Annotated in this window: 16 protein-coding genes and 1 pseudogene; 4 read left to right on the top strand and 13 right to left on the bottom strand. The window is 67.0% G+C overall.

Annotation, left to right across the window (positions count from 1 at the left end):
• Nucleotides 1–63: 63 nt before the first annotated feature.
• The 3 genes from LOK55_RS05555 (at nucleotide 64) to LOK55_RS05545 (ending at nucleotide 7356) form a co-directional block, all read left to right on the top strand.
• Entirely contained in the window at nucleotides 64–5670 is a 5607-nt protein-coding gene (locus LOK55_RS05555) for a LamG domain-containing protein (protein WP_229934587.1), read from the top strand.
• A 52-nt stretch (nucleotides 5671–5722) separates the two neighbouring features.
• The gene (locus LOK55_RS05550; RefSeq protein ID WP_229934586.1) at nucleotides 5723–6796 is read left to right on the top strand and encodes a glycosyltransferase; all 1074 of its coding nucleotides are present in this window, start codon (nucleotides 5723–5725) and stop codon (nucleotides 6794–6796) included.
• 95 nt (nucleotides 6797–6891) lie between these two features.
• Complete coding sequence (locus LOK55_RS05545) at nucleotides 6892–7356, top strand: DapH/DapD/GlmU-related protein (protein ID WP_229934585.1); 465 nt, start codon at nucleotides 6892–6894, stop codon at nucleotides 7354–7356.
• On the opposite strand, the gene LOK55_RS05540 is transcribed toward LOK55_RS05545, so the two are convergent.
• From LOK55_RS05540 to LOK55_RS05500, 9 genes are all read right to left on the bottom strand, one after another.
• Nucleotides 7349–8398, bottom strand: a complete 1050-nt coding sequence (locus LOK55_RS05540) for a glycosyltransferase family 4 protein (RefSeq protein ID WP_229934584.1) — start codon at nucleotides 8396–8398, stop codon at nucleotides 7349–7351. The two genes, LOK55_RS05545 and LOK55_RS05540, sit on opposite strands and share 8 nt — an antisense overlap.
• A 27-nt stretch (nucleotides 8399–8425) precedes the next feature.
• A complete protein-coding gene (locus LOK55_RS05535) occupies nucleotides 8426–10873 on the bottom strand; it encodes a right-handed parallel beta-helix repeat-containing protein (RefSeq protein WP_229934583.1) in 2448 nt (815 codons plus the stop codon).
• A 125-nt stretch (nucleotides 10874–10998) separates the two neighbouring features.
• Complete coding sequence (locus LOK55_RS05530) at nucleotides 10999–12138, bottom strand: hypothetical protein (RefSeq protein ID WP_229934582.1); 1140 nt, start codon at nucleotides 12136–12138, stop codon at nucleotides 10999–11001.
• Nucleotides 12139–12260: 122 nt separating this feature from the next.
• Nucleotides 12261–13646 (bottom strand): polysaccharide biosynthesis tyrosine autokinase, encoded by a 1386-nt coding sequence (locus tag LOK55_RS05525; protein WP_229934581.1) that lies wholly within the window; start codon nucleotides 13644–13646, stop codon nucleotides 12261–12263.
• 69 nt (nucleotides 13647–13715) lie between these two features.
• Nucleotides 13716–14849 (bottom strand): glycosyltransferase family 4 protein, encoded by a 1134-nt coding sequence (locus LOK55_RS05520; RefSeq protein WP_229934580.1) that lies wholly within the window; start codon nucleotides 14847–14849, stop codon nucleotides 13716–13718.
• Between the two features lie 101 nt (nucleotides 14850–14950).
• Nucleotides 14951–16390 carry a lipopolysaccharide biosynthesis protein gene (locus LOK55_RS05515; protein WP_229934579.1) on the bottom strand — a complete coding sequence of 480 codons (1440 nt, stop codon included), beginning with the start codon at nucleotides 16388–16390 and terminating at the stop codon, nucleotides 14951–14953.
• Nucleotides 16387–17613, bottom strand: a complete 1227-nt coding sequence (locus LOK55_RS05510) for a glycosyltransferase (protein ID WP_374107622.1) — start codon at nucleotides 17611–17613, stop codon at nucleotides 16387–16389. Before LOK55_RS05510 ends, LOK55_RS05515 begins: the two co-directional genes overlap by 4 nt.
• The gene (locus LOK55_RS05505) at nucleotides 17613–19142 is read right to left on the bottom strand and encodes a sugar transferase (protein ID WP_229934578.1); all 1530 of its coding nucleotides are present in this window, start codon (nucleotides 19140–19142) and stop codon (nucleotides 17613–17615) included. The genes LOK55_RS05510 and LOK55_RS05505 overlap by 1 nt, the downstream gene beginning before the upstream one ends.
• 329 nt (nucleotides 19143–19471) lie before the next feature.
• A complete protein-coding gene (locus LOK55_RS05500) occupies nucleotides 19472–20632 on the bottom strand; it encodes a zinc-binding dehydrogenase (protein ID WP_229934577.1) in 1161 nt (386 codons plus the stop codon).
• A 148-nt stretch (nucleotides 20633–20780) separates the two neighbouring features.
• Between LOK55_RS05500 and LOK55_RS05495 the strand changes: the two genes are divergently transcribed.
• Nucleotides 20781–21764 (top strand): LacI family DNA-binding transcriptional regulator, encoded by a 984-nt coding sequence (locus LOK55_RS05495; protein WP_229934576.1) that lies wholly within the window; start codon nucleotides 20781–20783, stop codon nucleotides 21762–21764.
• Here the strand turns inward: LOK55_RS05495 and LOK55_RS05490 are convergent.
• The 4 genes and pseudogenes from LOK55_RS05490 to LOK55_RS05475 form a co-directional block, all read right to left on the bottom strand.
• The gene (locus tag LOK55_RS05490; RefSeq protein ID WP_196324732.1) at nucleotides 21711–22883 is read right to left on the bottom strand and encodes a Fic family protein; all 1173 of its coding nucleotides are present in this window, start codon (nucleotides 22881–22883) and stop codon (nucleotides 21711–21713) included. The two genes, LOK55_RS05495 and LOK55_RS05490, sit on opposite strands and share 54 nt — an antisense overlap.
• A gap of 77 nt (nucleotides 22884–22960) precedes the next feature.
• A pseudogene (locus LOK55_RS05485) lies at nucleotides 22961–23641 on the bottom strand (transposase); the annotation flags it as partial.
• 121 nt (nucleotides 23642–23762) lie between these two features.
• Complete coding sequence (locus LOK55_RS05480; RefSeq protein WP_229934574.1) at nucleotides 23763–24761, bottom strand: tyrosine-type recombinase/integrase; 999 nt, start codon at nucleotides 24759–24761, stop codon at nucleotides 23763–23765.
• Entirely contained in the window at nucleotides 24758–25483 is a 726-nt protein-coding gene (locus LOK55_RS05475; RefSeq protein ID WP_229934573.1) for a tyrosine-type recombinase/integrase, read from the bottom strand. Before LOK55_RS05475 ends, LOK55_RS05480 begins: the two co-directional genes overlap by 4 nt.
• Between the last annotated feature and the right edge of the window lie 323 nt (nucleotides 25484–25806).

The following is a 25806-nucleotide window of genomic DNA, read 5'->3' as shown; positions in this document are numbered from 1 at the left end:
ATCACTGGGGGAATCGTAGTGTCGACTATTTCGATGGCGCGTCGCGCCTTTGCATCTGTTGCTGTGGGGGCAACGATCGTCGCGTCGATCGTGCTCGTTCCATCGATCGCGAACGCGGCGCCGGCGTCGCCGGCCGATCCGCCGTTGCCGGACACGGTGACCGCCGATGCACTGCCCACACTCCAGCTCGACAACGGGGTGGTGTGGACACAGACCATCGTAGGAAACACCGTCTACGCGGCGGGCCAGTTCTCCAACGTGCGCCCGGCGGGAGCGGCAGCGGGGCAGAATCTCACCGCCCGCGGCAACATCGTCGCCTACAACCTCACCACGGGTGAGCTGGTGACCTCGTTCTCGCCCTCGTTCAACAACCGCATCAACGAGGTCGTGGCCTCGCCCGACGGCACCAAGCTCTACGTGACCGGGTCGTTCACGCAGGTGAACGGACAGAACCGCACTCGTTTCGCGGTGATCGATCTGACGACCGGCGCGCTCCTTCCCGGAACGGTGAGCCTGAACAACATCGGTAAGTCGGTCTACGCGACCTCTGACGGGGTTTACGTCGGCGGATACTTCACGGCCGTGGGGACGGCGCAGCGGATGCGGGTGGCCAAGCTGAACGCCGCGGGAACGGCGGTGCTGCCGTTCTCGGTGCCCGTCGACAACGGGCAGGTGCAGAGCATCGTCGCCGACCCCTCGGGAACTCAGGTCGTGATCTCCGGAAACTTCACCACCGTCGGCGGCGGCGACAACCCCGGTTACGGTCTGTACCGCGCCGATGGCCAGTCCGGTGTCGGCCTCCCGCTGGGCGTCAACAGTGAGATCCGCAACGCCGGCGAGAACTCGGGCATCATGGCGCTCGCCACGGATGGCACGAAGTTCTACGGAGTGGGCTGGCACTACGGAGCGGGCGGAAACCTCGAGGGGTCGTTCGCGGGGAGCTGGGCAGACGGGTCGCGTGTGTGGATCGAGGACTGCCACGGCGACACCTACGACATCGCGATCGCAGGACAGGTCGCCTACTCCGCCAGCCACAAGCACTACTGCGGCAACAGCGGGGGCTTCCCGCAGACCGACCCATGGAGCTTCAACCACGCGACCGCGTGGTCGACGGACGTGCGCGGAGTCAACACCGCCGACATCTACGGATACCCCGACCACCCCGGCACGCCCCGTCCGCAGCTCCTGAACTGGTACCCGCAGACCACGCCGGGCACGTTCACCGGTCAATCGCAGGCAGTATGGTCCGTTGCCGCGAATGACAAGTACGTCGTCTACGGTGGCGAATTCCCGAGCGTCAACGGCACGCGCCAGTACGGGCTCGTGCGGTTCACCGTGCGCTCGCAGGCGCCGAACAAGCAGGGTCCGCGGCTGTCGGGGACAAACTGGGATCCGTCGGTCATCTCGTTCTCGGCCGGCGCGGTGCGCCTCTCGTACCAGACGAACTGGGACCGAGACGACTACTCCCTGACGTACCGGGTGTATCGCGATTCCGAATCGTCTGCTCCCATCTCGGAGAGCACGCTCGGCGCGCCGTTCTGGAAGCCCACGACGCAGATCGTGAAAGATCAGGGTCTCGCGCCGGGCAGCACCCATCGATATCGTGTGACGGCGACCGACCCCTCGGGCAATGTGGCGAAGTCGTCGTGGATCACAGTCGTCGTCTCGAGTGAGGCCGCGTCTCCCTACGTCGACGCGGTTCTGAACGATGGTGCCGCCAACTACTGGCGGCTGGGCGAGCCGACCGGAACGGCCGTCAACGACTGGGCGGGCTCCGACACGCTGACGCTGAGCGGTGACTACGCACGGGGCGCAGCCGGCGCCATCGCCGGCGATGCGAACGCGTCCACGACGTTCACCGGCGGATACGCCGGTGCATCCACCGCTCAGCAGGCGCCGGACACCTTCGCCGTCGAAGCATGGTTCAAGACCACGACACCCACCGGCGGAAAGATCGTCGGATTCGGCAACGGCACGACCGGGCAGTCGAGCAACTACGACCGTCAGGTCTACATGGACGACTCCGGTCGGGTCTGGTTCGGCGTGTACCCGGGCGGCGTGCGCACCGTCAACAGCTCGGGCAGCTACAACGACGGCCAATGGCACCACGTCGTCGCAAACCTCGGTTCTGGCGGCATGAGCCTCTACATCGACGGCAAGCGTGTCGGCCAGCGGGCCGACGTCACGAGCGCGCAGAGCTATTCCGGCTTCTGGCGCATCGGCGGAGACAACCTGTCCGGGTGGCCGAGCTCCCCCTCGACGTCCAGCTTCAGAGGCGACGTCGATGACGTGGCCGTGTACTCGTCACCGCTGAGCGCGGCGCAGGCGCGAGCTCACTATGCCGCAGGCGGCGGCACGGTCGTCAACGTGACACCACCCAGCGATGCGTACGGCGCTCTCGTGTTCAACTCCGACCCTGAGTTCTACTGGCGATTCGATGAGGCAGGCGGCGCCACGGCAGTGGACTCCTCAGCTCAGCAGGTTTCCGGGGTATTCTCCGGAGACTACGTTCGCGGATCGGCGGGGGCACTGCCGGGTGGCGTGGGCTCTGCGCTGACCTTCCGCAAGACCACATGCGACTGGTGGCAGCTAGGGTGCACCTCGACCAACGGCGGGTCGATCGCCACGTCCGTCTCGTACACGAACCCGACGTCGTATTCGGTCGAGACCTGGTTCAAGACGACGTCGACGCAGGGGGGTCGTCTCGTCGGGTTCAGCAGCAACCAGACCGGCGCCTCGAGCAGCTACGACCGTCACGTCTACATGCAAGACGACGGCAAGCTCGTCTTCGGTACGTGGACGGGGCAGGCGAACACGATCACGACCCCGCAGGCCTACAACGATGGCCAGTGGCACTATGTGGCCGCGACGCAGGGGTCGGATGGGATGAGGTTGTACGTCGACGGGGTCGCGCAGGGCACGAACCCCCAGACCGCCGCCCAGGACTACACCGGATACTGGCGGATCGGCGGCGATACGACGTGGGGCTCGAGCTCCTCGAACCTGATCGCGACGTTCGACGAGACGGCGGTATACGGCCGAGTGCTCACGCCTGCCGAGATCGGCGCCCACTACGGTGTCGGCAAAGGTCAGGCGCTTCCCAACCAGGCGCCGGTCGCCTCGTTCGAAGCATCCGTGGCCGACCTCACGGTCGCCGTCGACGCGGGCGCGTCGATCGATTCCGACGGGACGATCGCCTCGTACGCGTGGGATTTCGGCGACGCGCAGATCGGTGCAGGTAAGACGGCCGGCCACGTCTATGCGAACCCTGGCACGTACACCGTGACGCTGACCGTCACCGATGACGACGGCGCGACGGCGACGACGACGCGGCAGGTGGAGGCGGTCGCACCCAACGCAGCGCCGACTGCGGCGTTCACGACGAGCGCCAATGGCCTCGCGCTCGCCGTCGACGGTGCCGGATCGTCCGATGGGGACGGCACGATCGCGTCCTACGCCTGGATGTTCGGCGACGGCGCCACCGCGACCGGTGCGACTGCGTCGCACACCTACGCCGCGGGCGGAACATATGTCGTCACCCTCACGGTCACCGACGACGACGGAGCGACGAACGCGGCGACGCAGTTTGTGACGGTGACGCCGGCGAATGTGGTTCCGGTGGCGTCGTTTGTGTCGGTGGTGGATCGGTTGGCGGTGTCGGTTGATGGTTCGGGGTCGTCGGATCCGGATGGCACGGTGGTGTCGTTCGGGTGGGATTTCGGTGACGGTGTGACTGCGACCGGTGCGACGGCGTCGCACACGTATGGTGCTCCGGGGACGTATGCGGTGACGTTGACGGTGACGGATGATCGTGGGGCGACCGCGACGCAGACGTCGCAGGTGGCGGTGGCGGATACGCCGGCACCGGCGGGGCCGTTGTTCGCGGATGCGTTCGGTCGGCTGTTGGCGTCGGGTTGGGGTTCGGCGGATGCCGGGGGTGCGTGGACGTTGCGTACTGGGGCCACGCGGTTCTCGGTCGGTGACGGGGTCGGTAAGGCTGTGTTGCCGGGTGCGTCGACGGTCAATGCCGACACCCCGGTGATCAACAGTGTGTCGACGCGGTTCTCGGCGACGTTCTCGGTCGACAAGATCAACGACGCGATGTATGTCGGCGCGATCACGCGTCGGGTCGGCGACGACCAGTACATGGTGCGGGTGCGGGTGGCTGCAGATGGTTCTGCGCGGTTGCACGTGTTGCGCGGTGCGAGCACGGCTGTGGGTGCTGCGGTGGAGAGCGGTGTCGTGATCACACCGGGCGCGAAGTATCGTCTGGTGGCCGACACGAAGACGGTCGCGGGGGTCACGACGATCTCCGCGAAGATCTGGAAGGACGGGACGGCGGAGCCGGCGGGGTGGCAGATCGAACGATCGAACAATGCCGCGGGTCTGCAGGTCGCTGGGTCGGCGGGCATCTACGCCTACGTTCCCAACGCCGCAGCCAACGTCCCGGTCACCTTCGCCTTCGACGACATCACCATCACCGATCCCACCGCGACGCCGCAGCCTCCGGCCAACGCGAACCCGGTGGCGGCGTTCACGCCGACGGTGAACGGGCTCGGAGTGTCGGTCGATGGTGCCGCATCATCCGATTCGGATGGCACGATCGCCTCGTATGCGTGGGACTTCGGCGACGGTGGTTCGGCTACCGGTGCGACGGCGTCGCACGCCTACACCACGGGTGGCACGTACCAGGTGATCCTCACGGTCACCGACAACAAGGGTGCGACCGGCACCAAGACCATTCCCGTGACCGTATCGTCGACGCCCGTCGATCCGCCGGCGAATGTGGTTCCGGTGGCGTCGTTTGTGTCGGTGGTGGATCGGTTGGCGGTGTCGGTTGATGGTTCGGGGTCGTCGGATCCGGATGGCACGGTGGTGTCGTTCGGGTGGGATTTCGGTGACGGTGTGACTGCGACCGGTGCGACGGCGTCGCACACGTATGGTGCTCCGGGGACGTATGCGGTGACGTTGACGGTGACGGATGATCGTGGGGCGACCGCGACGCAGACGTCGCAGGTGGCGGTGGCGGATACGCCGGCACCGGCGGGGCCGTTGTTCGCGGATGCGTTCGGTCGGCTGTTGGCGTCGGGTTGGGGTTCGGCGGATGCCGGGGGTGCGTGGACGTTGCGTACTGGGGCCACGCGGTTCTCGGTCGGTGACGGGGTCGGTAAGGCTGTGTTGCCGGGTGCGTCGACGGTCAATGCCGACACCCCGGTGATCAACAGTGTGTCGACGCGGTTCTCGGCGACGTTCTCGGTCGACAAGATCAACGACGCGATGTATGTCGGCGCGATCACGCGTCGGGTCGGCGACGACCAGTACATGGTGCGGGTGCGGGTGGCTGCAGATGGTTCTGCGCGGTTGCACGTGTTGCGCGGTGCGAGCACGGCTGTGGGTGCTGCGGTGGAGAGCGGTGTCGTGATCACACCGGGCGCGAAGTATCGTCTGGTGGCCGACACGAAGACGGTCGCGGGGGTCACGACGATCTCCGCGAAGATCTGGAAGGACGGGACGGCGGAGCCGGCGGGGTGGCAGATCGAACGATCGAACAATGCCGCGGGTCTGCAGGTCGCTGGGTCGGCGGGCATCTACGCCTACGTTCCCAACGCCGCAGCCAACGTCCCGGTCACCTTCGCCTTCGACGACATCACCATCACCGACGCGCCTTAGCATGACGACGAGATCGGGCGCGGGTGGCCGGGCAGGGGGTCCAATGAAAGTCGTGCAACTCTACGAGGTGGCACGCACGGCCCACCTGGAACGGATCGACGGCGACGACGAGGTGACCCTCCTCTATCGCGAGAAGAGATACGACTTCGATGAAGCGGTTGCAGGGCGTGCGAAACCGCTGCGAGCTGGGTTCATATCGAGCTGTCGTTTCGCGATTCGGAACGATATCGACATCATCGAAGTTAATGAGCCACTTGTTACGCGCGCGGCGGTGCGGAGTCTCGCCTTCGTCTGGGCGGCCCGCGTTCGCGCGAAGCTGCGAAGCCGACCCCGGCCGATCGTGGTCGCGTACGCGATCGCGAACGTACCGAGCTCAGTCCTGCGGGAGCACCTCCCCTTCAAAGCGCGAATGAAGTTCGAGCTGCGTCGGCCGCTGGCGAGTCTGGTCTGGGCGTCGCTTGATCGAATCGCGTATGGCACGGCTGACGCAGAACGGCTGTACGCGAGTGAGTTCCCGGCGCGGCGCCGGGCGGACTCTCGACTCATCGAAGCGCTTCCCGTCGCCGTGCCTGCGCCGGATCGAGAAGACGTCGACGAGCGGTCAACGGTGCTGTTCCTCGGCGATCTCTCAAGGCGCAAAGGCTTTCCTGACGTGATGGCTGCATGGCCCGCGGTGCGTGCCGAGCTCCCTACGGTGCGGCTCTCCATCGTGGGTCGAGGAGCCGGTGCGGAGGAAGCCATCAAGCGGGCCACCCACGACGACCGGATGACGGTGGTCATCGATCCGCCGCGCGAGCATGTGTTCGCCGAGCTCGAGAAGGCTCGTGTGCTGGTCCTCCCCTCCCGCCGAATGCCGCTGTGGCGCGAACAAGTAGGTTTACCGATCGTGGAGGGGCTCGCCCACGGGTGCGTCGTCGTCACGACCGATCAAACCGGAATCGCGGCATGGCTGAGCGAGAACGGTCATCAGGTGATCGAGGAACGTCGAGTCGACCGCGACCTCGCTCCGGCCATAGTGGCGGCGGCGCAGTCCGAACTCACTGCGGATGACGTCCATCGACAGCTGCCGGACGTCGACGGACGGGTGGCCGCCCGCCGGTGGCTCTATAGTGGCGAAGCGGGGTGACAATGTCGACGAGACCTACCGTCGTGCAGCGGCTCGCATCGCGTGGGCGCCGCGCGGTGAAGTACCTGCGGGGAGCAGCCAGAGGACACCCTGGGGTGCGCTTCGGTCGCGGGGTGCAGCTTCTGGGGCCGGGAACCTTCGTCCTGGAGCGCGGCGTCAATCTCACCGATGGCGTTCGCATCTGGGTCGGTGAGGGGGCGACGTTCACCATGAAGTCCGGATCGAAGATCGGCGACCGATCGATCGTGAATGTCGCGACCTCGGTGACCCTCGAGGCCGGTACCCGGGTGTCGTGGGATGTGCAGATCCTCGATACCGATTTCCATTGGATCGAAGACGGCAACGGCCGCCGGCGCGCTCACACCGCACCCGTTGTGATCGGCCCCCGCGCTCTCGTCGGCGCGAGGTCGATGATTCTCAAAGGGGTGTCGGTGGGTGAGGGTGCAATCGTCGGCGCCGGGTCCGTGGTCAGACGCTCTGTCCAGGCAGGAGCGGTCGTCGCGGGAAATCCTGCTGAGCAGGTAGGCGCGGCCCGCGCGTGGGGATCAGCCGTCACATAGTTTCGTCTCCGCGCCCGATGATGGCGGCCAACCTCTCGGCGAGGTCGTCCGTGGTGAAGTTGCTCTCGACGCGCGCGCGCGCCGCCCGGCCCGCGTGTTCGAGTGTGGCTCGGTCACCCAGGAGATCGAGCGCCGCGTAGGCGAGTTCGGGGGCCCTGCCGGGCGGGGTCATCCGCGCGGCGTCGGTATCGCCGAAGTAGTCATCCATGCCCGGAGACGACGTGATCACCACGGGGCGTCCCGCCGCCATGGTCTCCAGACCCACCGTCATCCCTGATACGTGGAGGTTGGGCCGTGTCGCGATGACGGTCATGCTTCCGCGGGCATACAACGACTTCAGTTCACGATGGGTGAAATACGGCACAACGATGACGCCGGGAGGAGGAGTGAGTGTCGTGGTGCTTTGAACCACGGCACCCACATCGGGGCGTTCTCGGCGGATTATCGACAATGCGTCGAAGAGCGTCTCGGCGTCGCGATCACGATCACCGCCGACGCTGACGATGAGCGGCTTCTCGGGGAGCGGAGCGGGCGTGTAGAAGTCGGCGTCGACGCCGAAGAGCACGTGGTGGACGGGTGGCCCGCCGGGCCCGACGAAGTCGCGAAGCGGTTCGATCTGTGCAGCGCTCAGCACCCACAGCGCATCCATCCGGCGAAGGGCGGCGCGGCGGCTGCGGCGCCAGGTCTCGTCCTTGCCGGCGAGCTGGTCGGTGACCCAGACCACGCCGGAGTGTCGAGCCCTCAAACCCGGAATCGCGCTGAGGCGGTCGATGCTCGTCTCGTCCCACACGAGCCCGGTCGGACCCGCACCGCGCCACATCCATGCCGGCGTGGCACGAGCGATGCGTCGCGTGATGCGCGGGATGACGGTGTCGGCCGGCAGTGACCGGGCCTCGACGTGGCCCGCCGGGCCGTTCAGTCTGTCGAGGCCGTAGGGCCAGAGATCGGGGGCCTCCCCTCGCGCGTGACGCTCGCGCCACGCGGCGAGGTCGCGCGACGCCGGGTAATACACGGCCAGGTCGACCCGATCTTCAGCCCCCATGTGCTCATGCTAGGGCGAGTTCCCGACTCAGCGTCGCGGCTCCGAGAAAGGCCCGAGGCGCGTCGAGCCCGCCTTGACACCGACTGCCGTAGCGACGTCGGTGGGCAGCCCAGCGAGGGTGGCACGAGGGGATGCGACGACGTCGGCGCGCAGCATGAGATCGGAGTCGACGATCGCGGCTCCATTCCACTCAGCAGAGCGGGTGTCGTTTCCCGTGAACGACGAGAAGTCGGACATGGTCTTGAAACTGCGCGTTCCGGAGGCGCCGTTCGCCCAGCACGCGAAGTTGCTCGGCGCCGACACGCTCTGGCGGTGATACACGTTGTTGTTCAGCGAGACGCCGAACGAGTTGCCGAGCATCTTCGATTCGTAATCCTGTGTGAGGATCGGGCACGAGCCGCTCGCGCTGTAGGAGATCGCGTTGTTCCGGAAGGTGATGTCGCGCAGCGTCCACGGAATGGATGCCGCGAGTGCGGAATTGCCTTGCCGACGGGCGTCGTGGGTGATCGCAATGGCGCGTTTGACGCCGTCGATCGTGTTGTTCCATACCTTCACAGTGCCGCTGTTGCTGATCTGCACACCAAAATCATTGCCGGAGATGTAGTTATCGGCGATCGTCGCCTTCTCGCTGATCTCCACTTGCACGCCGGTGGTGGTGTTGTCTGTGACTCGATTGCCGATGACCTGGACGTCGTACGAACTCACGTCGAACCAGATGCCCGCGCTGTCGTTGTCGGACACGACATTGTCCAGGACGCGAGCTCCGTTGATCCCTGACAGCTTCATGCCCCCCGAGACGGGTGCCGGCTTGAACATCTGTGTGTTGTTGCCGGAGACCAGCGAATCGGCGATGACGAGGTTGTCTGTGCCGTTCGCACCGATCCCCAGCATGCCGTTCCCCGTCGCGGTGACCTTGCGCATCGTCTGGTTGTCGTTCCAGGTGTAGATCCCGACAGTGGCGTTGTCGCGCACGACGAGGTTCTCGAGCGTGATGCCGTCGACCTCTGCCGTCACCGTGCCCATCATGTTGAGGGTGGTCGCATACCGTTGCACCCCGAAGCCGCGAAGCATCGTCCCCTTGCCCTGCACTTTGAAGGCGCGGGCGATGGTGCTCGCCGCCACCTTCTTCCCACTCGGGTCGGAGCCGATGACGAGGCGCTTGCCAACCTCGTCGACGTAGAAGGTACCGGGGGTCACCGTCGACGCAGAAGCCACCTGGCGCAGCGGCACGTCGTTGATCCACACCTGATCGGGGTAGCCGGCGAGAGGATTGCGGCTGTCGACGAAGCGGTTCGTCTCGTCAGCGTTGGCGTTGAACGAGATCCGATGGTCGAAGACGTGAGTCCACCCGTTCGCGACCCAGGTCGATCCCGATTTCGTCCAGCCGGTGACCGGCGAGCTGCCGTCGAACCACACCGCCTCGCCGGGGTACGACTGCACGGTCAGTTTGCGGTCGAACCCTACGTAGACGTACTCGCGATACGTTCCGCCTCGCAGCACGATCGTCGACCCGTTCGGGGCCTTCTCGACCGCGTACGCAGCGCTGCCGTAGGGGTCGGAAACTGTACCGCTGCCCGTCCGGGTTCCTTTCGCGACGGCGTACACGGCCCCCGCGGGAACGGGGTATGTGGCCTTGCCCACGGGGAGACTCCCCGCCGCATCGGGTGATGTCGGTGTCGGAGCCGGCGGCGTTGTGGGGGCCGGCGCTGGCGGCGTGGTGGGTGCGGGGCCCGGGGGTGTCGTGGGGGTGGGTGTGGGGGCTGGGGAGGCGGGGGGCGCGGACACCTGGTCGGCGATCTGCAGCTGGTCGATGCGCATGCTGTTGGCGGATGATCCGGAGGAGAGGTAGGTGCTGACCTGCACCGCACCCGCCTGGGCGATGCGATTCGTGGCCGTGTCATCAAAGGTCTGCTGCCACGACGTGGGCTTCGCCGTGCCGTCGATCCAGATGCGCGCCTTCAGGCTCACAGGGCTCGTTCCTGTGACTGTGAACTCGACGCGCACCTTTTGTCCGACCTGGTACGACGTCAACGGTTTGGTCGACACGAGGGTACCCTCTGCCGCCGTTGTCTTGTCGAACCGGCTCATCCACAGGTTGACGCCGGACGTGCCGAAGCGCACCCGCGCTTGATAAGACGAGCCTCCACCCGCGCGGACGGCGAACGATACCGTGGCTCCGTTGCCGGCGGAGGTCGTTGCTTCGGGCCACACCAGAGCACTGAGCGTGATGTCACGGGGGGTCGATCCTGAGAGCTGCTGCACTGTCGACCCGCCGGGCTGGGCTGTGACTCTAGCCGAGCCCGACGAAACACTCGTGGATGCCGGGGACGACGTCGTCCATTGCTGGCCCGCCGTGGTCGCCCCCCACCCGCTGGCGACGGAGCGCTCGAACTGGTCGTCGACGACAGGTGCCGCGGCGGCAGCGAAAGCGGCGGGCGCGGCGACGAACGACATGCAAACGAGAAGCGCTGCCACCGCGAGCGTTACGACGCCATGCAGGCGTGCAGGGGCCAGAGTGATGGGTCTCATCGAGTTCGCTTTCGGGTATGCGAAGGTCACAGTTCGACGAGCAAATCACAGTACCGCGAGGTGCCCTCGCCCTATGAAAGGGATCTCATCCCGCGCTGCACGGCGTCGTTCGCATGCCTGTCCTGTGGCGCCGTGCCCGGCGCCGGTTGTCGGCGGGGCAGCGCAAGCGCGACGGCTATCGGCAGAGTCAGCACCGCACTTCCGATGGGGCTGAAGAAGAGGTCCCACAGCGACCGCAGCGCCAAGAAGACAACGACGGCACTCGCGGTCCCCGACGCCAATGAGCGGATCACCCCGGATCCGATGGCGACGCCGAGCACGATCGCGAAGGCGAGTCCGCCGAGGCCGAAAAGGATCCACAGATCTCCGATGACACTGTGCACCTCAAACCCGTTGCCGAACATGTAGTTGTTCACATACCCGTTGTGCGGGTCGTATCCGTTTGCTTCCATCCCCGTTTTCGCTACCAGGATGTCGCTGCCTGATGGCAGCACGCCGGACCCATAGCCCAGCGGTCGCGCTGTCAAGAGCGACGCCGACGCACCCATCTCCGGACGCCCGCCGGCGATCAAGGACCCTGACTGGGCGATCTGGGCCTCCGAACGCGCTTTGGCGTTCTCGCCGAGGTAGCCCTCCAAGACCGCGCCCTGGACGAGGAAGTACCCCGCGACGACGATGAGTGCCAGACGGATAGCAGTCGTCAGCGTTCGCATACTGCGCGCACCCCTGTGGCCACTGCCCTGCGTCATGACGAGAGCGAGCGTGACGAGCATCATCCCGGATAGTGATCGCGCGTCAGATCCCGCGGAGACTCCGGCGAGGACGGCGAGCATGACCACTTGGGGCCAACGCCTGCCGTATACCCAGACGAGGCTCAGTGCGATGAGGATCACCGGCACCGAGAACGAGAACTTCCAAGGATTGCCCCAGTTGATTCCTCGGGACGCCAGAGCGACGAGCATGCCGATCCCGAAAACGAGGGCCGTACACCGCGAGCCGATCACGAGACGCGCCCAGAGGAGCGCGATGATCATCAGAGGAATGCCGAGGAGGAGCAGCGTGTTGCTCACGAGGAGGCGGCCGTCTGTCTCGACGAAGCCTGCGGCGAAGCCTGTCAACGCGGCGCCGTTCACCGCTGCGATCACACCGATGATCGTGAGCGCCCAGGCCCACGAGTATCTCCCCATCGCGGTGACGGTGAAGGGGAGCACAATCGCGCATAGGGCGACGCCGAGCGGCACGTCGAACGGGAGCCGGACGCGCTGCGGCGCGAGGAAGGCGATCGCGACCGCTGCCGCGAGCTCACCCTTCGCGATGAACGCAGCGCGCCGGTTCACGACCGCGCGACCCTGCGGGGGCGGCGTCGACTCGAGGGCGAGGATTCGGCGTGGTCATAGTAGGGGCTCGTGTTCACGCGCCGAGCGTCGTTCAAGACGATCCCGAGAATGCGTGTCCGGGTGGCCTCGAGGTCGGCGAGTGTCTGCACAAGCGCGTCGCGCCGGGTTCGGCGGTACCGAGCGACCACGATGATGCCGTCTACCGCGGGCGCAAGCCAGAGCGCGTCGCTGACCGCCAGCACCGGGGGGCTGTCGACGATGACGACATCGAAGTCGTCTCGGGCCGCGGAGAGCAGACGATGCACCTGATCCGAGGCGAGGATCTGACCGGGGTTCGGTGGCGTCTGCCCGCTCGTCATGACATTGAGGTTCTCGACCCCCCACGTCTGAATCGCCTGCTCCGGTGTCACATCGCCGAGAAGCGTGGTCGTCAACCCCACGCCCTGCTCCAGTCCGGTCAGCGCGGCGATCGATCCACGACGGAGGTCCGCGTCGATCACGAGAACGCGGTTACCCTGCTCTGCGATCACCAGCGCGAGCGACATCGAGACGGAGGACTTCCCTTCCCCTGCTTCGGGCGAGGTGACGAGGATGACGCGCTTCTCGCCGTCGAGATTCGCGAAGCGCAGCGCGGCGGCGATCCCCCGCACCGACTCGGCGACCGAGCCGGTGCTTGATGCACGGATGGCGGCCGGAACGGAGGATGCGCCCTTTGCCGAGTAGATCTCGCCGAGCACGGGCACGTCGGTGATCTCGGCGATGTCCGCGCGCGACGCGACGCGGGTTGCGAGGAGTCGGCGCGCAATCGCGAAGACGAACCCCGCGGCCAGTCCCGTCAGCGCTCCGAGGGCGATGAGCAGACGGGTGTTCGGCGCGATCGGCACGCGCGGCTCAGTGGCTGACTTGATCAGCTCCACCCGCACGGCGGGACCCGAAGCCGTCGTCTGGGGGGAGAGCCCCTCCACCGCCGTGGCGAGTTCTTCTGCGACGCTGTTCGCGATTCGGGTCACCGCTGCGGCATCGGAACCCGTGACCGATATCTGAAGCACCGTCGTATCGAGCGGCGAGTCGACTGAGATCGACTTGCTGAGCGCTTGCGCACTCGTGTCGAGGTCGAGGTCGGCGATCACGCGATCCAGCACCACCGGTGAGGTCGCGACGACGGTGTATGTCGCGACCAGGCCGCTCACATAGTTGGAGCCCTGCACAAGCTCCGACGTCGAGTCGCCGCGCGCAGGAACGATCACGACGGATGACTGCGCGCGATAGGTGTCAGGCTGAGCTGTTGCGTAGATGAGTCCAGCGAGGGCGCCGAGAACTCCGAGCACGACGATCACAATCCAGTTCTTGCGGATCGCGAGGACGAAGTTGTGGAAGGTCATCGGTGTGGGTCCCCCGGCGTGGCGCGAGGCTGAGCGGATGAGTAGTCGTCCTCGGCCGCCCAGCGGTGGTCAGCTCTCTCTGTGATCCGAGCGTAATGGTCCAGGCGTACGATTCCGGGTCAGCGGGTGGTTGAGGTGTTCCGTGACGGCCGCGGCGATGGAGCTGCGGTAGCGTTCAGGCGCGTGACGATCGTGTGCGACGTCCGCGCTGAGCTCCGTCGCGCGGCCAAGGTCAGGCCATCGGCCGACGAACTCCTGCACAGCATGTGCGATCGCGTCAGGATCCTCCGGTGCCACGAGAGTCGCGGAGGGGTACCCGCCCGCTGCTTCTCGGAGTCCACTTGTGTCGCTCGCAATGACGGGACGACGCGCCAGGATGCCCTCCACGGCCGTGTTGCCGAACGTTTCGTCGACGATTGACGGCACGAGAAGGATGTCAGCGCCGTTCAAGCGCGACCATACCTCTTCCTCGAAGCCATGGAAGCGAACGCGCGAACGGAGTCCGAGTCGGTCGGTCATCGTGTGCAACTCGTCATCGAACCACTCGTACCCGCGGAACGCGGCACCGAGAACATCCAAGCTCGCGTCGATACCTCCGTCGAGGAGGATCTTGAGCGCGTCGATCGCGATGTGAGGGCCCTTACGCGGTGAGAGACGGCCGATGAACAGCAGACGCACGGGCCGTGGCGCTTCCTGGCGAATGGGACTCGGTGACGCGGGACCGACAACCCCGTTGAACACGAGACGCACACGGTTGCGAAGAGACGGAAAGGACGCGACGAGTGTGCGGAGGCTGAACTCACTGTTGACGATGATTTCGTGTGAGGCGAGCTGGGGCGCATAGAGCGCGCGCCTCATGAGCGAACCTGCGGTCGACTCGGCTTCGTGCACGTGGGACACGACGCGCTGTCCATGGATGCGGGCGATCACCGGCCACAATGGCAACGTGACGGTGCTCACGTAGACCGCGTCCGGTGAATGCGTTCGCAGTAGCCAGCGTGCGGACACGGTATTGCGGATGGTGTCGCGTGCCAGCGTGAACCACCCTCGCGGTCGCAGGAGCGCTTTGCGCAGGGTCAGCATCGGTGCCAGCTCGACTCTGATCCCTTCCTCGCGGATGCGGGCTGCGAGCGGGCCGTCTTCGGGGAGTGCGACGACGACCTCGCACGCCGCGGCGAGTCCGATGACGCTTTCCAGGAACATGCGGTCTGAGCCGAACATCTCCGCACCGGGGTGGACGGCGAGCACCCGAGCGCGAGGTGCTGCACTGTCGCGCACCGCTGTGTCGACTGTTGCAGGATGGTTCACGTCTCGGCGTCCAGGGCATCGACCGCACTTCTTTGAGTCCGGATGCGCCGCTGCACGAGGACCCAGTTCGGAATCAGTTGAAACAACGTCACCCCCACGATGGATCCTATGACTGGCGCGACCGCACCGAGAGCCGGAATCAGGGTCAGTGTCAAGCCGAGGTTGACCGGCAGCATGCCGAGAATCCACAGTGCCTGATAGCGCAACCCCGAGGCATCCGTCAGATACATGCCGAACGGATACTTCGCCGACTGCAGCACGATGAACACCGAGAACGCCGCGAGGAGCGGAGCGCTGAGTTGGATCCGCCCGCCGGATGCGAGGTCGGTGAGCCATCCGGAGAGAAGGCAGAGCACGAGAGATGCGGCCGCCGCCACGGCCGCGAACGTCGCCGACATCCTTCCGGGTGAGACCGGGGGAGCGGCACCATTGGCGCGCGCTCGCGCGAAGATCGGCCAGAGCGAGAAGCCGGCCGCGGTCACCACGGCGAAGATGGGGGAGAAGATCTGATTGGCGAGGCTGTACTCGGTGAGATCCTCGACGGTACCCACGAGACTCAGAACGAGCCGGTCTGACGACATCGCGATGGGCAGTGCGATCATCTGAACGACCATCGGCCATGCCGTCTGGAAGACGCGCTCGCCCTTTGTCCCGCGATGGGCCGCCGCCCGGACGGCCGTCCCCAGCATCGGGCTGATCTTACGAGCCGCGATCGTGATGGCGATGAGGCAGATCACCGTCGTGGCGAGGTAGGAGACCACCGGAAGGTAGCCGCCGTCGGCAGACGTCTGAATCATCACCCACAGCGCGAGCAGCACGATCGGCGTCTGCAAGGCGCCCAGGACGATGACGACGACGTTGAGCCCGAGTGCGGCGAGGATTCGCTGGCCGAAGGCGATGAGGATGTTCAAGCCGAAGACGGTCAGGCACAGCGTTGCCGCGAGCGCGCCCGTCGAAGCGGTGAGCCCCGATCCGAGGAGCACCGGCCACATTCCCGTCGCATAAAGCAAGAGCGCCACACTGATGACGACGACGGAGCAACCCAGGAGCAGTCGGAGACAAGAGACCAGCACGAGCTTCAGGTGTGTATCGGAGCGGGGGTCCTTGGCACCGGCGACGGCGTTCATGATCGCGGCGGTGAGTCCGAGGTCGCTGAAGGGGATAAGGCCGGCGATGCCGACGAGGAGGATGTACTGCCCGTACGTCGCCACCCCGTAGTGCTCGATGATCATCCGCGTGACGATGATGCCGAGGATGGCGCTGAGGGGGAGCACGGCGAAGCGGGCGATCGCGCTCGAACCCATGGAGAGGAAGGTGCCGCGCCTGCTTTCGAGGTCTTGCAATCGCGTCAGGCCGCGGAGGGATGCGCGCTGTTCACGGCGAGAGGTCGCGCGCGCCTCCGACTCGACCTCACGCGTTTCGAGAAGCTCGCTCACGTATTCACCGTCCTCCGCACCCGCCGGGCTGTCGGGTGCACCGATGCTCCGCCGGCGATCCGCAGCGCGAGGTCCTCGTAGGCGGAGGTGACATCGTCCCAGCGGAAGTGGGCTCGCGCGCGCTCCTTCACCGCGGCGGCGAGGGCGGGGATCTCCGTGTCGCCCTCCAGAGCGGAGAAGTGACGCTCCGCTTCGTCGGCATCCTCGAAGAACCAGCCGAGGTCGTCGAGCGTCTCTCGGTTGAAGGTCACATCCCATGCCACGACCGCGGTGCCGGCCCCCATCGCACGCAGGAGCGAGGGGTTGGTGCCTCCCACCGAGTGCCCGTGAACGTACGTGCGCGCGTGGAAGTAGAGCGCGTCGAGGAGGTCTTGGTCGAAAACGCCGCCCAGCAGACGGATCCGAGGATCTCCCTCCGCGGCGGCCTGGATGCGCTGCGTGTACTCCGCCCCGTACGGCGCCGACCCCACCACGACGAGCGGGATCGTGGCGCTACTCGCGCGATACCCCTCGACGATCTCGAGGACGTGGTTCTCCGGCTCGAAGCGGGCGACGACCAGGTGGTATCCGCCCGACTCGAGGCCGAGGTCGCGGATGCCCTCCACGGGGGCGGTGTCCAGGATCGGCGCGCCGTAGCGGATCAGCTCCGTCGGCACCCCGAACTCCGTCCGGTAGTACTCGGCGATCCCCGGGGCATCCGCGATCAGCCCGTCCGCCCAGCGGACACCGAACTCCTCCGCCCAGCGGTAATATGCCTTGCCCCGCGCTCCCCACTTCGAACGCTTCCACTCGAGACCGTCCATGTGAAGCGCAACCGGTATGCCGCGTCCGCGCAACAGCGGCACGAGTGGGGAGTTCGCGGCGTTGAACACGAACGCGGCATCCGGAGCTTTGCGGGTGATGGCGTGGAGGGTGGACAGGGCGGTGTGGCTGAGAGTCTCGAATTGCTTCTGGCGGAGCGCGGGCAGATGGATGACCCGCATCCCCAGGTATTCGCGTTCGCGCCGCTCGGAGCCGCGCGTGTAGACCGTGACGCGGTGGCCGCGTTCGACCAGCCGCTTGCCCACCTCCTCGACGGCGGTCTCGAATCCGCCGTACGCCGCGGGGATGCCGCGCGTGCCGATCATCGCGATGTCGAGCGTTCTCGTCGCCGCGCGCGGCCGCCGCGATCGTCGCGTCTGGGCCTCGCCGAGCGAGACATCCTCGCGCTGGTCGATTACCATCAATAGGCCCCTTCGGGTCGGATCATCACGCGCGCGGTGCGCCACATCAGCTGCAGGTCGCCGAGCACCGACCAGTTCTCGACGTAGCGCAGGTCGAGGCGGACGCTCTCGTCCCACGTCAGGTCGCTCCGGCCGCCCACCTGCCACGGACCGGTGATGCCCGGTTTGATGTAGAGGCGCCGCGACACCGCCGTGTCGTAGGTGCTGACCTCGTCGGGCAGCGGTGGGCGCGGCCCGACGACGCTCATCTCGCCGATGAGCACGTTCCAGAACTGGGGCACCTCATCGAGCGAGTAGCGGCGCAGGATCTTGCCCACTCGCGTCACGCGCGGGTCGTCCTTCAGCTTGAAGAGCGGACCCGCCCCGTCGTTGGCTTCGCGGAGCGCGGCGAGCTGCGCCTCGGCATCCACTCGCATCGAGCGGAACTTCAGCATCCTGAACTCGCGTCCGTCGCGACCCACCCGCGACTGGCGGAAGAACACCGGCCCCGGGTCATCCACCTTGATGAGCGCCGCGATCACGAGCGCGACGGGCGCGAACGCGAGCAGCGCCACCGTGGCGACGCACAGGTCGAGGCCGCGCTTGAGCAGGTAGGCGCCCCCCTCGAACTGCGGGATCTGCACGTGGATCAGGGGCATTCCCTCCACGGGGCGCAGCGACATCCGCGGACCGGCGACGTCCGCGATGCGGCTCGAGAGCACCACTTCGGCCGCGGTCCCCTCGACATCCCACGCCAGACGCTTGATGAACGTCGGGTCGCCGGCGGGCTGGCTGGCCACGACGATGGTGTCGGCGCGCAGCGCGCTCGCCGTCGCGCCGACGGCGTCTGCCCCGTGCGTGACGGCGTACACGTTTCCGTCGACGACGAGGGTCGGCGGTGCCGCGTCGAGGATCGTCACCCCGACGACGTTGTAGCCGAGCCGTCCCTCGTGACCGAGCGTGCGCAGCGCGTACTCCACCTCGTCGCGCGCGCCGACGATCACGGTGCGCGACGAGTAGCGCCCAAGCGCGCGCTGACGGCACAGCCACCGCCGCCACAGCCACCGCGACCACACGAGCGCGACGATGCCGGCCGGCAGTGCGAACGACAGCTGCGTGCGCACGCCGTCCCACTCGAACAGCACATAGACGATCGCGAGCACGCCGAACGCGAGCCCGGTGGCGTGCGCGACCCGCTTGTACTCGCCCACGCCCGCACCCATGATCGATGCGTCGCGCGTGTTGAACAGGCTGAGCGTCACGAGCCAGATCACCGCTGCGCTGAGCGGAACCCGCACGAGCAGCCACGGGTCGGCGGCAAGGATATGGGGGGCGGTCGCCAGCAGGGAGAACACCGACGCGAGCATGCAGGCGAGCATGATCACCGCGGAGTCGCTGACGCGCAGCAATCTGCGGTAGCGGCGTTCCCACTGCTGGCGACTCGCCAGCGTCTCCGACGCGCGCGGAGCCATGGCGGCTTCGCGCGGAACCAGCCGAGGGCCGAATCCCGGCAGGTGCAGCGCCGGCGCGACCTCGTCGATCGCGCTCATCGCGCCGTCTCACAGACAACACTGCGTGTTCGCATCATGCCCCCCCAGCAATGTGCGCATCACTGCGAGCGCCGAAGCGCTCGCGTCCCCAGAGAACGCTTATATCCCCCCGGATCGCGTGACGACCCCACTCGTTTCACGCTGCGTTCGTTGTCACTCTAGCGCGTGATCCCCCCCGCGCGCGACGCGAATCCGTCGATTGCGCGTTCCCCGCCGTTCACCCTGCGAGGAGGACCGGATGCCCGTCGGTCCGTGCTCCCTCCCGAACCGCGCCCGAACCGCGCCCGAACCGCGCCCGAACCGCGTCCGCAACGCCCCCGCGTCGCGGGTCAGAACCGGATGATCTGGCGGATCGCCTTTCCGTCGGCGAGGGTGTCCATCGCGGTGTTGATGTCGTCAAGGACGATGGTGTCGCTGATGAGCTCCTCGACGGGCAGGCGGCCTTCGCGCCAGAGCTGCGCGTAGCGCGGGATGTCGCGCGCGGGCACCGCCGACCCGAGGTACGAGCCGATGATCGTGCGCGCCTCGGCGGTGATGGTGAGCGGTGAGATCTCGCTGCGCGCCGCCGGTGCGGGAAGGCCCACGGTGACGGTGCGACCACCCGGCGCGGTGAGCGCGAACGCGGTCTCGAAGGCGCGCGGGTGCCCGGCCGCTTCGACGACGAGCGGGGTGCGGATGCCGGCATCCATCGCCTCATCGGGCGTGTAGACCTCGTCGGCGCCGAGTTCGCGCGCTCGCTCGAGCTTGGCGGGTACCGCGTCGACGCCGATCACGCGTCCGTGCCCGAGCGAGACCGCGGTGATGAGGGCGGCCATGCCGACGCCGCCGAGCCCGACGATGATCGCGTCCTCTCCCGGCGCGAGGGCGCCCGCGTTCATGACGGCGCCGCCCCCGGTCAGCACGGCGCACCCGAGCACGGCCGCCACCTCGGGCGGCACGTCGGCGCCGACGACGACGGCCGAGCGGTGGTCGACGACGGCGTGCGTGGCGAAGCCCGACACCCCCAGGTGGTGGCGCACGTCCTCGGCGGCGCCCGGGCCGTCGGTGCTGTCGGGTGCGCCGGGTGCACGGCGGTGCAGACGGATGGCTCCGTCGATCGTGTCGTCGAGCAGCACGCCCGCGTTGTTCGCCGCCGTCCCCGGGATGCAGGGCAGACGCCCGTTCGTGGCGCAGTTCGCGCACTCGCCGCACCGCGGCAGGAACGCGAGCACGACGCGGCCGCCGACGGAGAAACCGGCGCGCGAGGCATCCACCCCCGCCTGCTCGACGATGCCGGCCGCCTCATGGCCGAGGAGCATCGGGGTCGGGCGCACGCGGTTGCCGTCGACGACCGACAGATCCGAGTGGCACAGACCCGCCGCCTCGATGCGCACGAGGAGCTCGGTGGGGCCGGGGTCGTCGAGCTCGAGATCGTCGATCGTGATCGGCCGACTGTCGGCGAACGGCCGGGGCCGCCCGATCTCTTCGAGCACTGCGCCGCGGATCTTCATCGATTCCTCCTCCGGTGGACCCTGCCACGATACCCAGCGGGGGGATGCCACGGAGTCGCGCCGTCCGCGCGCCGGCCGCGCACGACGCGCGCCTTCGCGGGCCCGTCGAAGTCGCATACTTTGCTCGAAGCACTTCGAGATGAGGATCATGACCACGCCCGCGACGATCTACGAGGTGGCCGCGCGTGCCGGAGTGAGCATCTCCACCGTGTCGCTCGCCATCAACCACCCCGCCCGCGTCAGCGCCAAGACCCGCACACTCGTGCTGGAGGCGGCCGACGAACTCGGGTTCGTGCCGAAGGAGCGCGCGATCGCCCGGGCGAAGGCCGGCGTCGGCCGGATCGCGCTCGTCGCCCCGTTCTCGTCGTATCCGAGCTTCGCCGAGCGGATGGTCGGTGCCATGGAGGCCCTCGGCCCCGACGGCACGCAGCTCGTCGTGTTCGACCACGAGGACATCGCCACGTCGGACTCGCCCCTGCTCGAGACCCTCCCGGTGCGCGGTCACGTCGACGGCATCGTGATCATGGGCATCCCGCTGGAGGACTCCGCCGCCGAGCGTCTCGCGGCCCGGCTGCCCACGGTGCTCATCGACCAGAAGCATCCGCTGCTGTCGAGCGTCTGGGTGGACGACTTCGGCGGCGGCCAGATGGTGGGGGCGCGCCTGCTCGCCGACGGGCACCGCCGCGTCGTCTTCGTGCGCGAGACCGAGACCTCGTTCCTCGACGACTCGCCGGCGCAGCAGCGCGTGAACGGACTGCGCTCCGTGCTGGGCGCGGACGGCGTGCGCGAGATCACGGTCAGCCGCACGCCCAGCGCCGGACGCGAGGTGATCGACGCGCTTCGCGCCTTCGCAGCCCCCGCGCTGTCGTTCGCGGACGACGACTTCTCGGTCGGCGTGCTGGAGCTGTCGTACATCTTCGGTACCCAACCGGGACGCAAGCCCGTCTGGGTGTTCCTCGTCGAGCAGGTGCGGCAGATGAAGGGCGCGACGCTCTACCCCCGCGGCGGCACGACGATGGTCACCGTGCGTCAGGTCGCGGGGTTCCAGCCGGGTTCCCGGCCCGGGACCGGCCCGGAATCACTCCGCTGTGTAGTTCATAGGCAACTCGATGACCTCAAAGATCGCGGGTGAGTACCAGCGCTCGCGCCCGCCGCGGCCGTGAGTTCCGAGCGATCGGAGCCAGCCACGCGTTTCGGCGTTCTTGATCAGGTTTCGCGCGCCCTGATTCGTCAGCTCGAGTTGATCCTGCACGGACTTTACCGTCACGAAGGGGTTGCGCACGATGATGTCGACGAGTCGCGGCAAGCTCGAGCGCTCTTTGATCGCCTCCGAGTGGTAGCTCTCGCGGATGGAAATCAGGCGCCTCGAACGTGCGACGGCGTCATCCGCCTGGGCGCGGACGGCATCGAGGAAGAATACGAGCCAGCCTTCAATGTCGGCGTCCTCGCGCACCGCCTGCAGTCGCTCGTAGTACTCCTCGCGGTGTGTCTCGAAGTAGTTCGAGAGGTAGAGCAAGGGCAATGGGAGGCGCTTACGTTCCATGAGCAGGAGGTTGATGAGCAGTCGGCCGATCCTCCCGTTGCCATCGAGGAACGGGTGGATTGTTTCGAATTGGTAGTGCATCAGCGCCGCCTGGACGAGCGCGGGGAGGCTGCGGCCGTCGTCGTTGACGAATCGCTCCCAGTCTGCGAGGAGATCACCGAGATGCTGAGGCAAGGGCGGTACGAAGGTCGCGTTGTCGGGGGTGGCTCCAGCGCGGCCGACCCACACGGGGGAGCGCCGGAACTCACCGGGCGACTTCTCTTCACCGCGCACGCCGGTCAGCAGCGTCTCGTGGACTCGGAGGATGAGCCGCTGCGTGATCGGGAGCGTCCCGGCGAGTTCGTAGGCCTGCCAGGTCGCCTCGAGATACCGCTGTACCTCGGCTGTGTCATCGTTTCGCGCGTCGGCGTCCACCTCGGCTTGAAAGACATCCGAGAGCGACGCTTGCGTACCTTCGATACGGGAACTGGCAAGCGCCTCCCGGCGAAGATACGGACCGATGAGGAGACTGGGGTCGGTGATGAGCATGCCGAGACCCTGCAGGTGACCGAGGGCGGCATCCGCCTCTGACAGTGAGCCCACAACGGTGCTCGAGAGCTCGAGCTGACGAGGGATGGGCTTCGGGAGGTAGTAGACGAACGCGTCCTTCTTGCCCGGCTCTCGCGTCGCGCTACCGAACGCGGAATCTACGAATCGAGTTGCATCCACCCGTCTAAACTACAACAGAAATCGCGATACAGTTGGAGCGTGAGGAACGAGTGACAACTGTAGTTGGAGCGTTCTGCTCACTTTCCCATCGATTCCGCCGCAGGGTTGGAACGTCGGCTCGATAAAGGGCTATCCGATCGCCGAATCGACGAACGCTTCGATCTTCGCGAAGAAGCCGGACAAGACCTCACGGCCTCTGAACGGTCTGGGTCTGTCCGTTCCTTTGTGTATGGGGCTTCGGCTTGGTTGATTCCTAGGCGGTCGCCGTAGGTGATGGACAGGGTATTCAGGATAGCTTTCCAGCTGGCGATCTGCCCGGTCGGGTTCGTGCGATTCGGGCGCCGCTCGAGCACCGTCAGGTAGAGCACCTTCATCGCCGCCTGCTCGTTGGGGAAGTGCCCGCGGCGTCTCGTGGCCTGCCGGAACCTGGCATTGAGCGACTCGATCCCCTTGGTCGTATAGATGAGGCGTCTGATCTCGGGCGGGAACTTCAGGAACGGCACGAACTCGCCCCACGCGCTCTCCCACATCTGGATCATCGCCGGATACAGGCTCCGCCATTGCTCGGCGAACTCCGCGAATCTCGCCTCGGCCGCTGCGATGGTCGGAGCGGTATAGACCTCGCGGAGCTGCCCGGTGATCTTGGACCAGTACTTCTTCGACGCGTAACGAAGTGAGTTCCGCACGAGATGCGCGACACACTGCTGCACCGTTGCGAGGGGCCAGATCGCGGTGATCGCATCGGGGAGGCCTTTGAGTCCGTCGCAGCAGCTATGCCGATGTCGGCATAGCTGCTGTTATGCCGTGGTCGTGGTTATGCCGATGATGCTCGGACGGTCCAGGTCAGCGGCGGTGGGCGGGCTCCGGTTGTCGGCATAATCAGAGCCGTTCGAGGAAGGCGATGAGCGCATCGTCGGGTTGGTAGCGCGGTGTCGAAGCCGCTGTTCCGGGCGGGGTGGTCTTCGCGATCGCGTTCTCCTTGATGGTCATATCGGCGTGGATGTAGATGCTGGTCGTGGCGACCTGTTCGTGGCCGAGCCAGAGCGCGATGACGGTCGCGTCGACGCCGGCGTGCAACAGCCGCATCGCGGCGGTGTGACGCAGGGTGTGCGCGGTGACATTCTTGCCCGCCAGCGATGGGCAGGATCCGGCTGCTCGAGCCGTGGCGATGCGGAGTCTGGCTTCGATCGCGTCGCGGCTGAGGCGCCTTCCGGTGGTCGTCGCGAACAGCGAGTCGGTGGCCGCGGCGGCGGCGCGTTCGGCGATCCAGGCGCTCACGATTGCGACCGTGTCGGGCAGCAGTGGAGTGGCTCGTTCTTTGCGGCCCTTGCCGACGCAGTGGACGTGGGCACCGGTTCCGGTGCGGATGTCAGCGATGGTCAGCCCGGTCAGCTCGCTGACGCGCAGTCCGGTCTGGATCGCGAGGGCGAACATCGCGTGATCGCGTCGGCCGGTGCGGGTGTCCGGGTCGCAGGCTCCCAGCAGCGCGGTGACCTCGGTGTCGGTGAGCCAGGTGACGAGGTTGCGCTGGATTCTCGCGGTGGGGATCGCGAGGACTCTGGCGATGGTGTCGGCGTGCTCGGGGTGCCGCAGCGCGGCGTAGGAGAACAGCGAGTGGATCGCCGCGAGGCGCGCGTTGCGGGTGCGGGCGCTGTTGCCGCGGACACGTTCGAGGTGGGTGAGGAACCCGCCGATGCAAGTCGCGTCCAGATCGCCGATGTCCAGCGCGGACGGCGGTGTGCCGGTCTCGGCCTGGATGTAGGTGAGCAGGAGCTTGAACGTGTCGCGGTAAGCAGCGATCGTGTTTGAGCTGGCATGGCGCTGGGTGACGAGCCGGTCGGTGAAGAACGCTTGCAGCAGCGGGGTGAACGCAGTCATGAGCGCGCCTCCTTCACGTTCTGCGGCGCGGCCTGGAGCATGCGGGCGGCATGGGCGAGCAGTTCCGGGATCGCGGTCAGATACCAGTAGGTGTTGGCCGGGTTGGTGTGCCCGAGGTAGGTCGACAGACGTGGCAGCAGACCCGCGACGTCGGCGCCGGCCCGATACCAACCCAGCAGCGTGGTGACCGCGAACGTGTGCCGAAGGTCGTGCATCCGCGGACGTATCCCGTCGGCGGTGAGCCCAGCAGTCTGACGAACACGCTGGAAGGCGTACTCGGTCGTGAACCGCGTCAATCGGCCGAGATGGTCGGTGAAGAACGGCATCCTGCCATCGACGACCATGACGTCACGCCGATCCCGCCAGGAGGCGTAGCAGCTCAGCGATTCCGTGACCGTGGCGTGGATCGGGACGAGCCTGGGGTCGCGGGACTTGCCGCGGCTGACGGTGATGACACCCGCGTCCAGGTCGACCTCGTCGGTGTCCAGGGCGAGGAGCTCGCCGACTCTCATGCCGGTCGCGGCGAGCAGCCCGAACACGATCGGGTAGATCCTCGACCGCTCGAACCTTCTCAGCTCTCGCGCCGCGTGCAGCAGCGCGGTGACCTCGGCGGGCGTGTAGATGTAGGGAGTCGAGCGGCGTGCTTGGTGCGAGAACACCCCGCGCGGCGGAACCTCGTGTGCCGGGTCGAGGGCATGCAGGTAGGCGGCGAACGATCGCACCGCTGTCATTCTGACCGCCGCTCGCGATACTCCCGCGCCCCCGTCAGGGCGGGGCAGGCTCGCCCACTCGATCATCACGACAGTCGTGAGCTGCCTGGTCCCGATGGTGTCGAGATGCGCAGTGAACTGGCCCAAGAGGTGCTCGTCCCAGGAGAGCGTGAATCCGAGCTGGCGGCGCAGCCGGAGATAGTCGGCGACGTGCTCGCCCCAAGCCGTCATCACTGCTCACGGGCGTGTCAAGACTTTTGTGTAAGCGGCTTGGTGTCGGTTTGATTACAGGTGGGGTTCGATGCGGTCGGGGTAGGCGAGGGCGAGCTGTTCGA

It is taken from the genome of Microbacterium sp. F2E (assembly GCF_020905435.1).
GTDB lineage: Bacteria > Actinomycetota > Actinomycetes > Actinomycetales > Microbacteriaceae > Microbacterium > Microbacterium lacticum.
The sequence above is the reverse complement of the archived record's forward strand: the minus strand, read 5'-3'. Positions and strand labels throughout refer to the sequence as shown.

Coding starts and splice junctions, on each gene's coding strand:
- LOK55_RS05540 (WP_229934584.1), bottom strand. CDS start 8,398: ATGGGGGCTGAAGATCGGGTCGACCTGGCCGTGTATTACCCGGCGTCG.
- LOK55_RS05525 (WP_229934581.1), bottom strand. CDS start 13,646: ATGACCTTCCACAACTTCGTCCTCGCGATCCGCAAGAACTGGATTGTG.
- LOK55_RS05520 (WP_229934580.1), bottom strand. CDS start 14,849: ATGTTCCTGGAAAGCGTCATCGGACTCGCCGCGGCGTGCGAGGTCGTC.
- LOK55_RS05510 (WP_374107622.1), bottom strand. CDS start 17,613: ATGGTAATCGACCAGCGCGAGGATGTCTCGCTCGGCGAGGCCCAGACG.
- LOK55_RS05505 (WP_229934578.1), bottom strand. CDS start 19,142: ATGAGCGCGATCGACGAGGTCGCGCCGGCGCTGCACCTGCCGGGATTC.
- LOK55_RS05500 (WP_229934577.1), bottom strand. CDS start 20,632: ATGAAGATCCGCGGCGCAGTGCTCGAAGAGATCGGGCGGCCCCGGCCG.
- LOK55_RS05495 (WP_229934576.1), top strand. CDS start 20,781: ATGACCACGCCCGCGACGATCTACGAGGTGGCCGCGCGTGCCGGAGTG.
- LOK55_RS05480 (WP_229934574.1), bottom strand. CDS start 24,761: ATGACTGCGTTCACCCCGCTGCTGCAAGCGTTCTTCACCGACCGGCTC.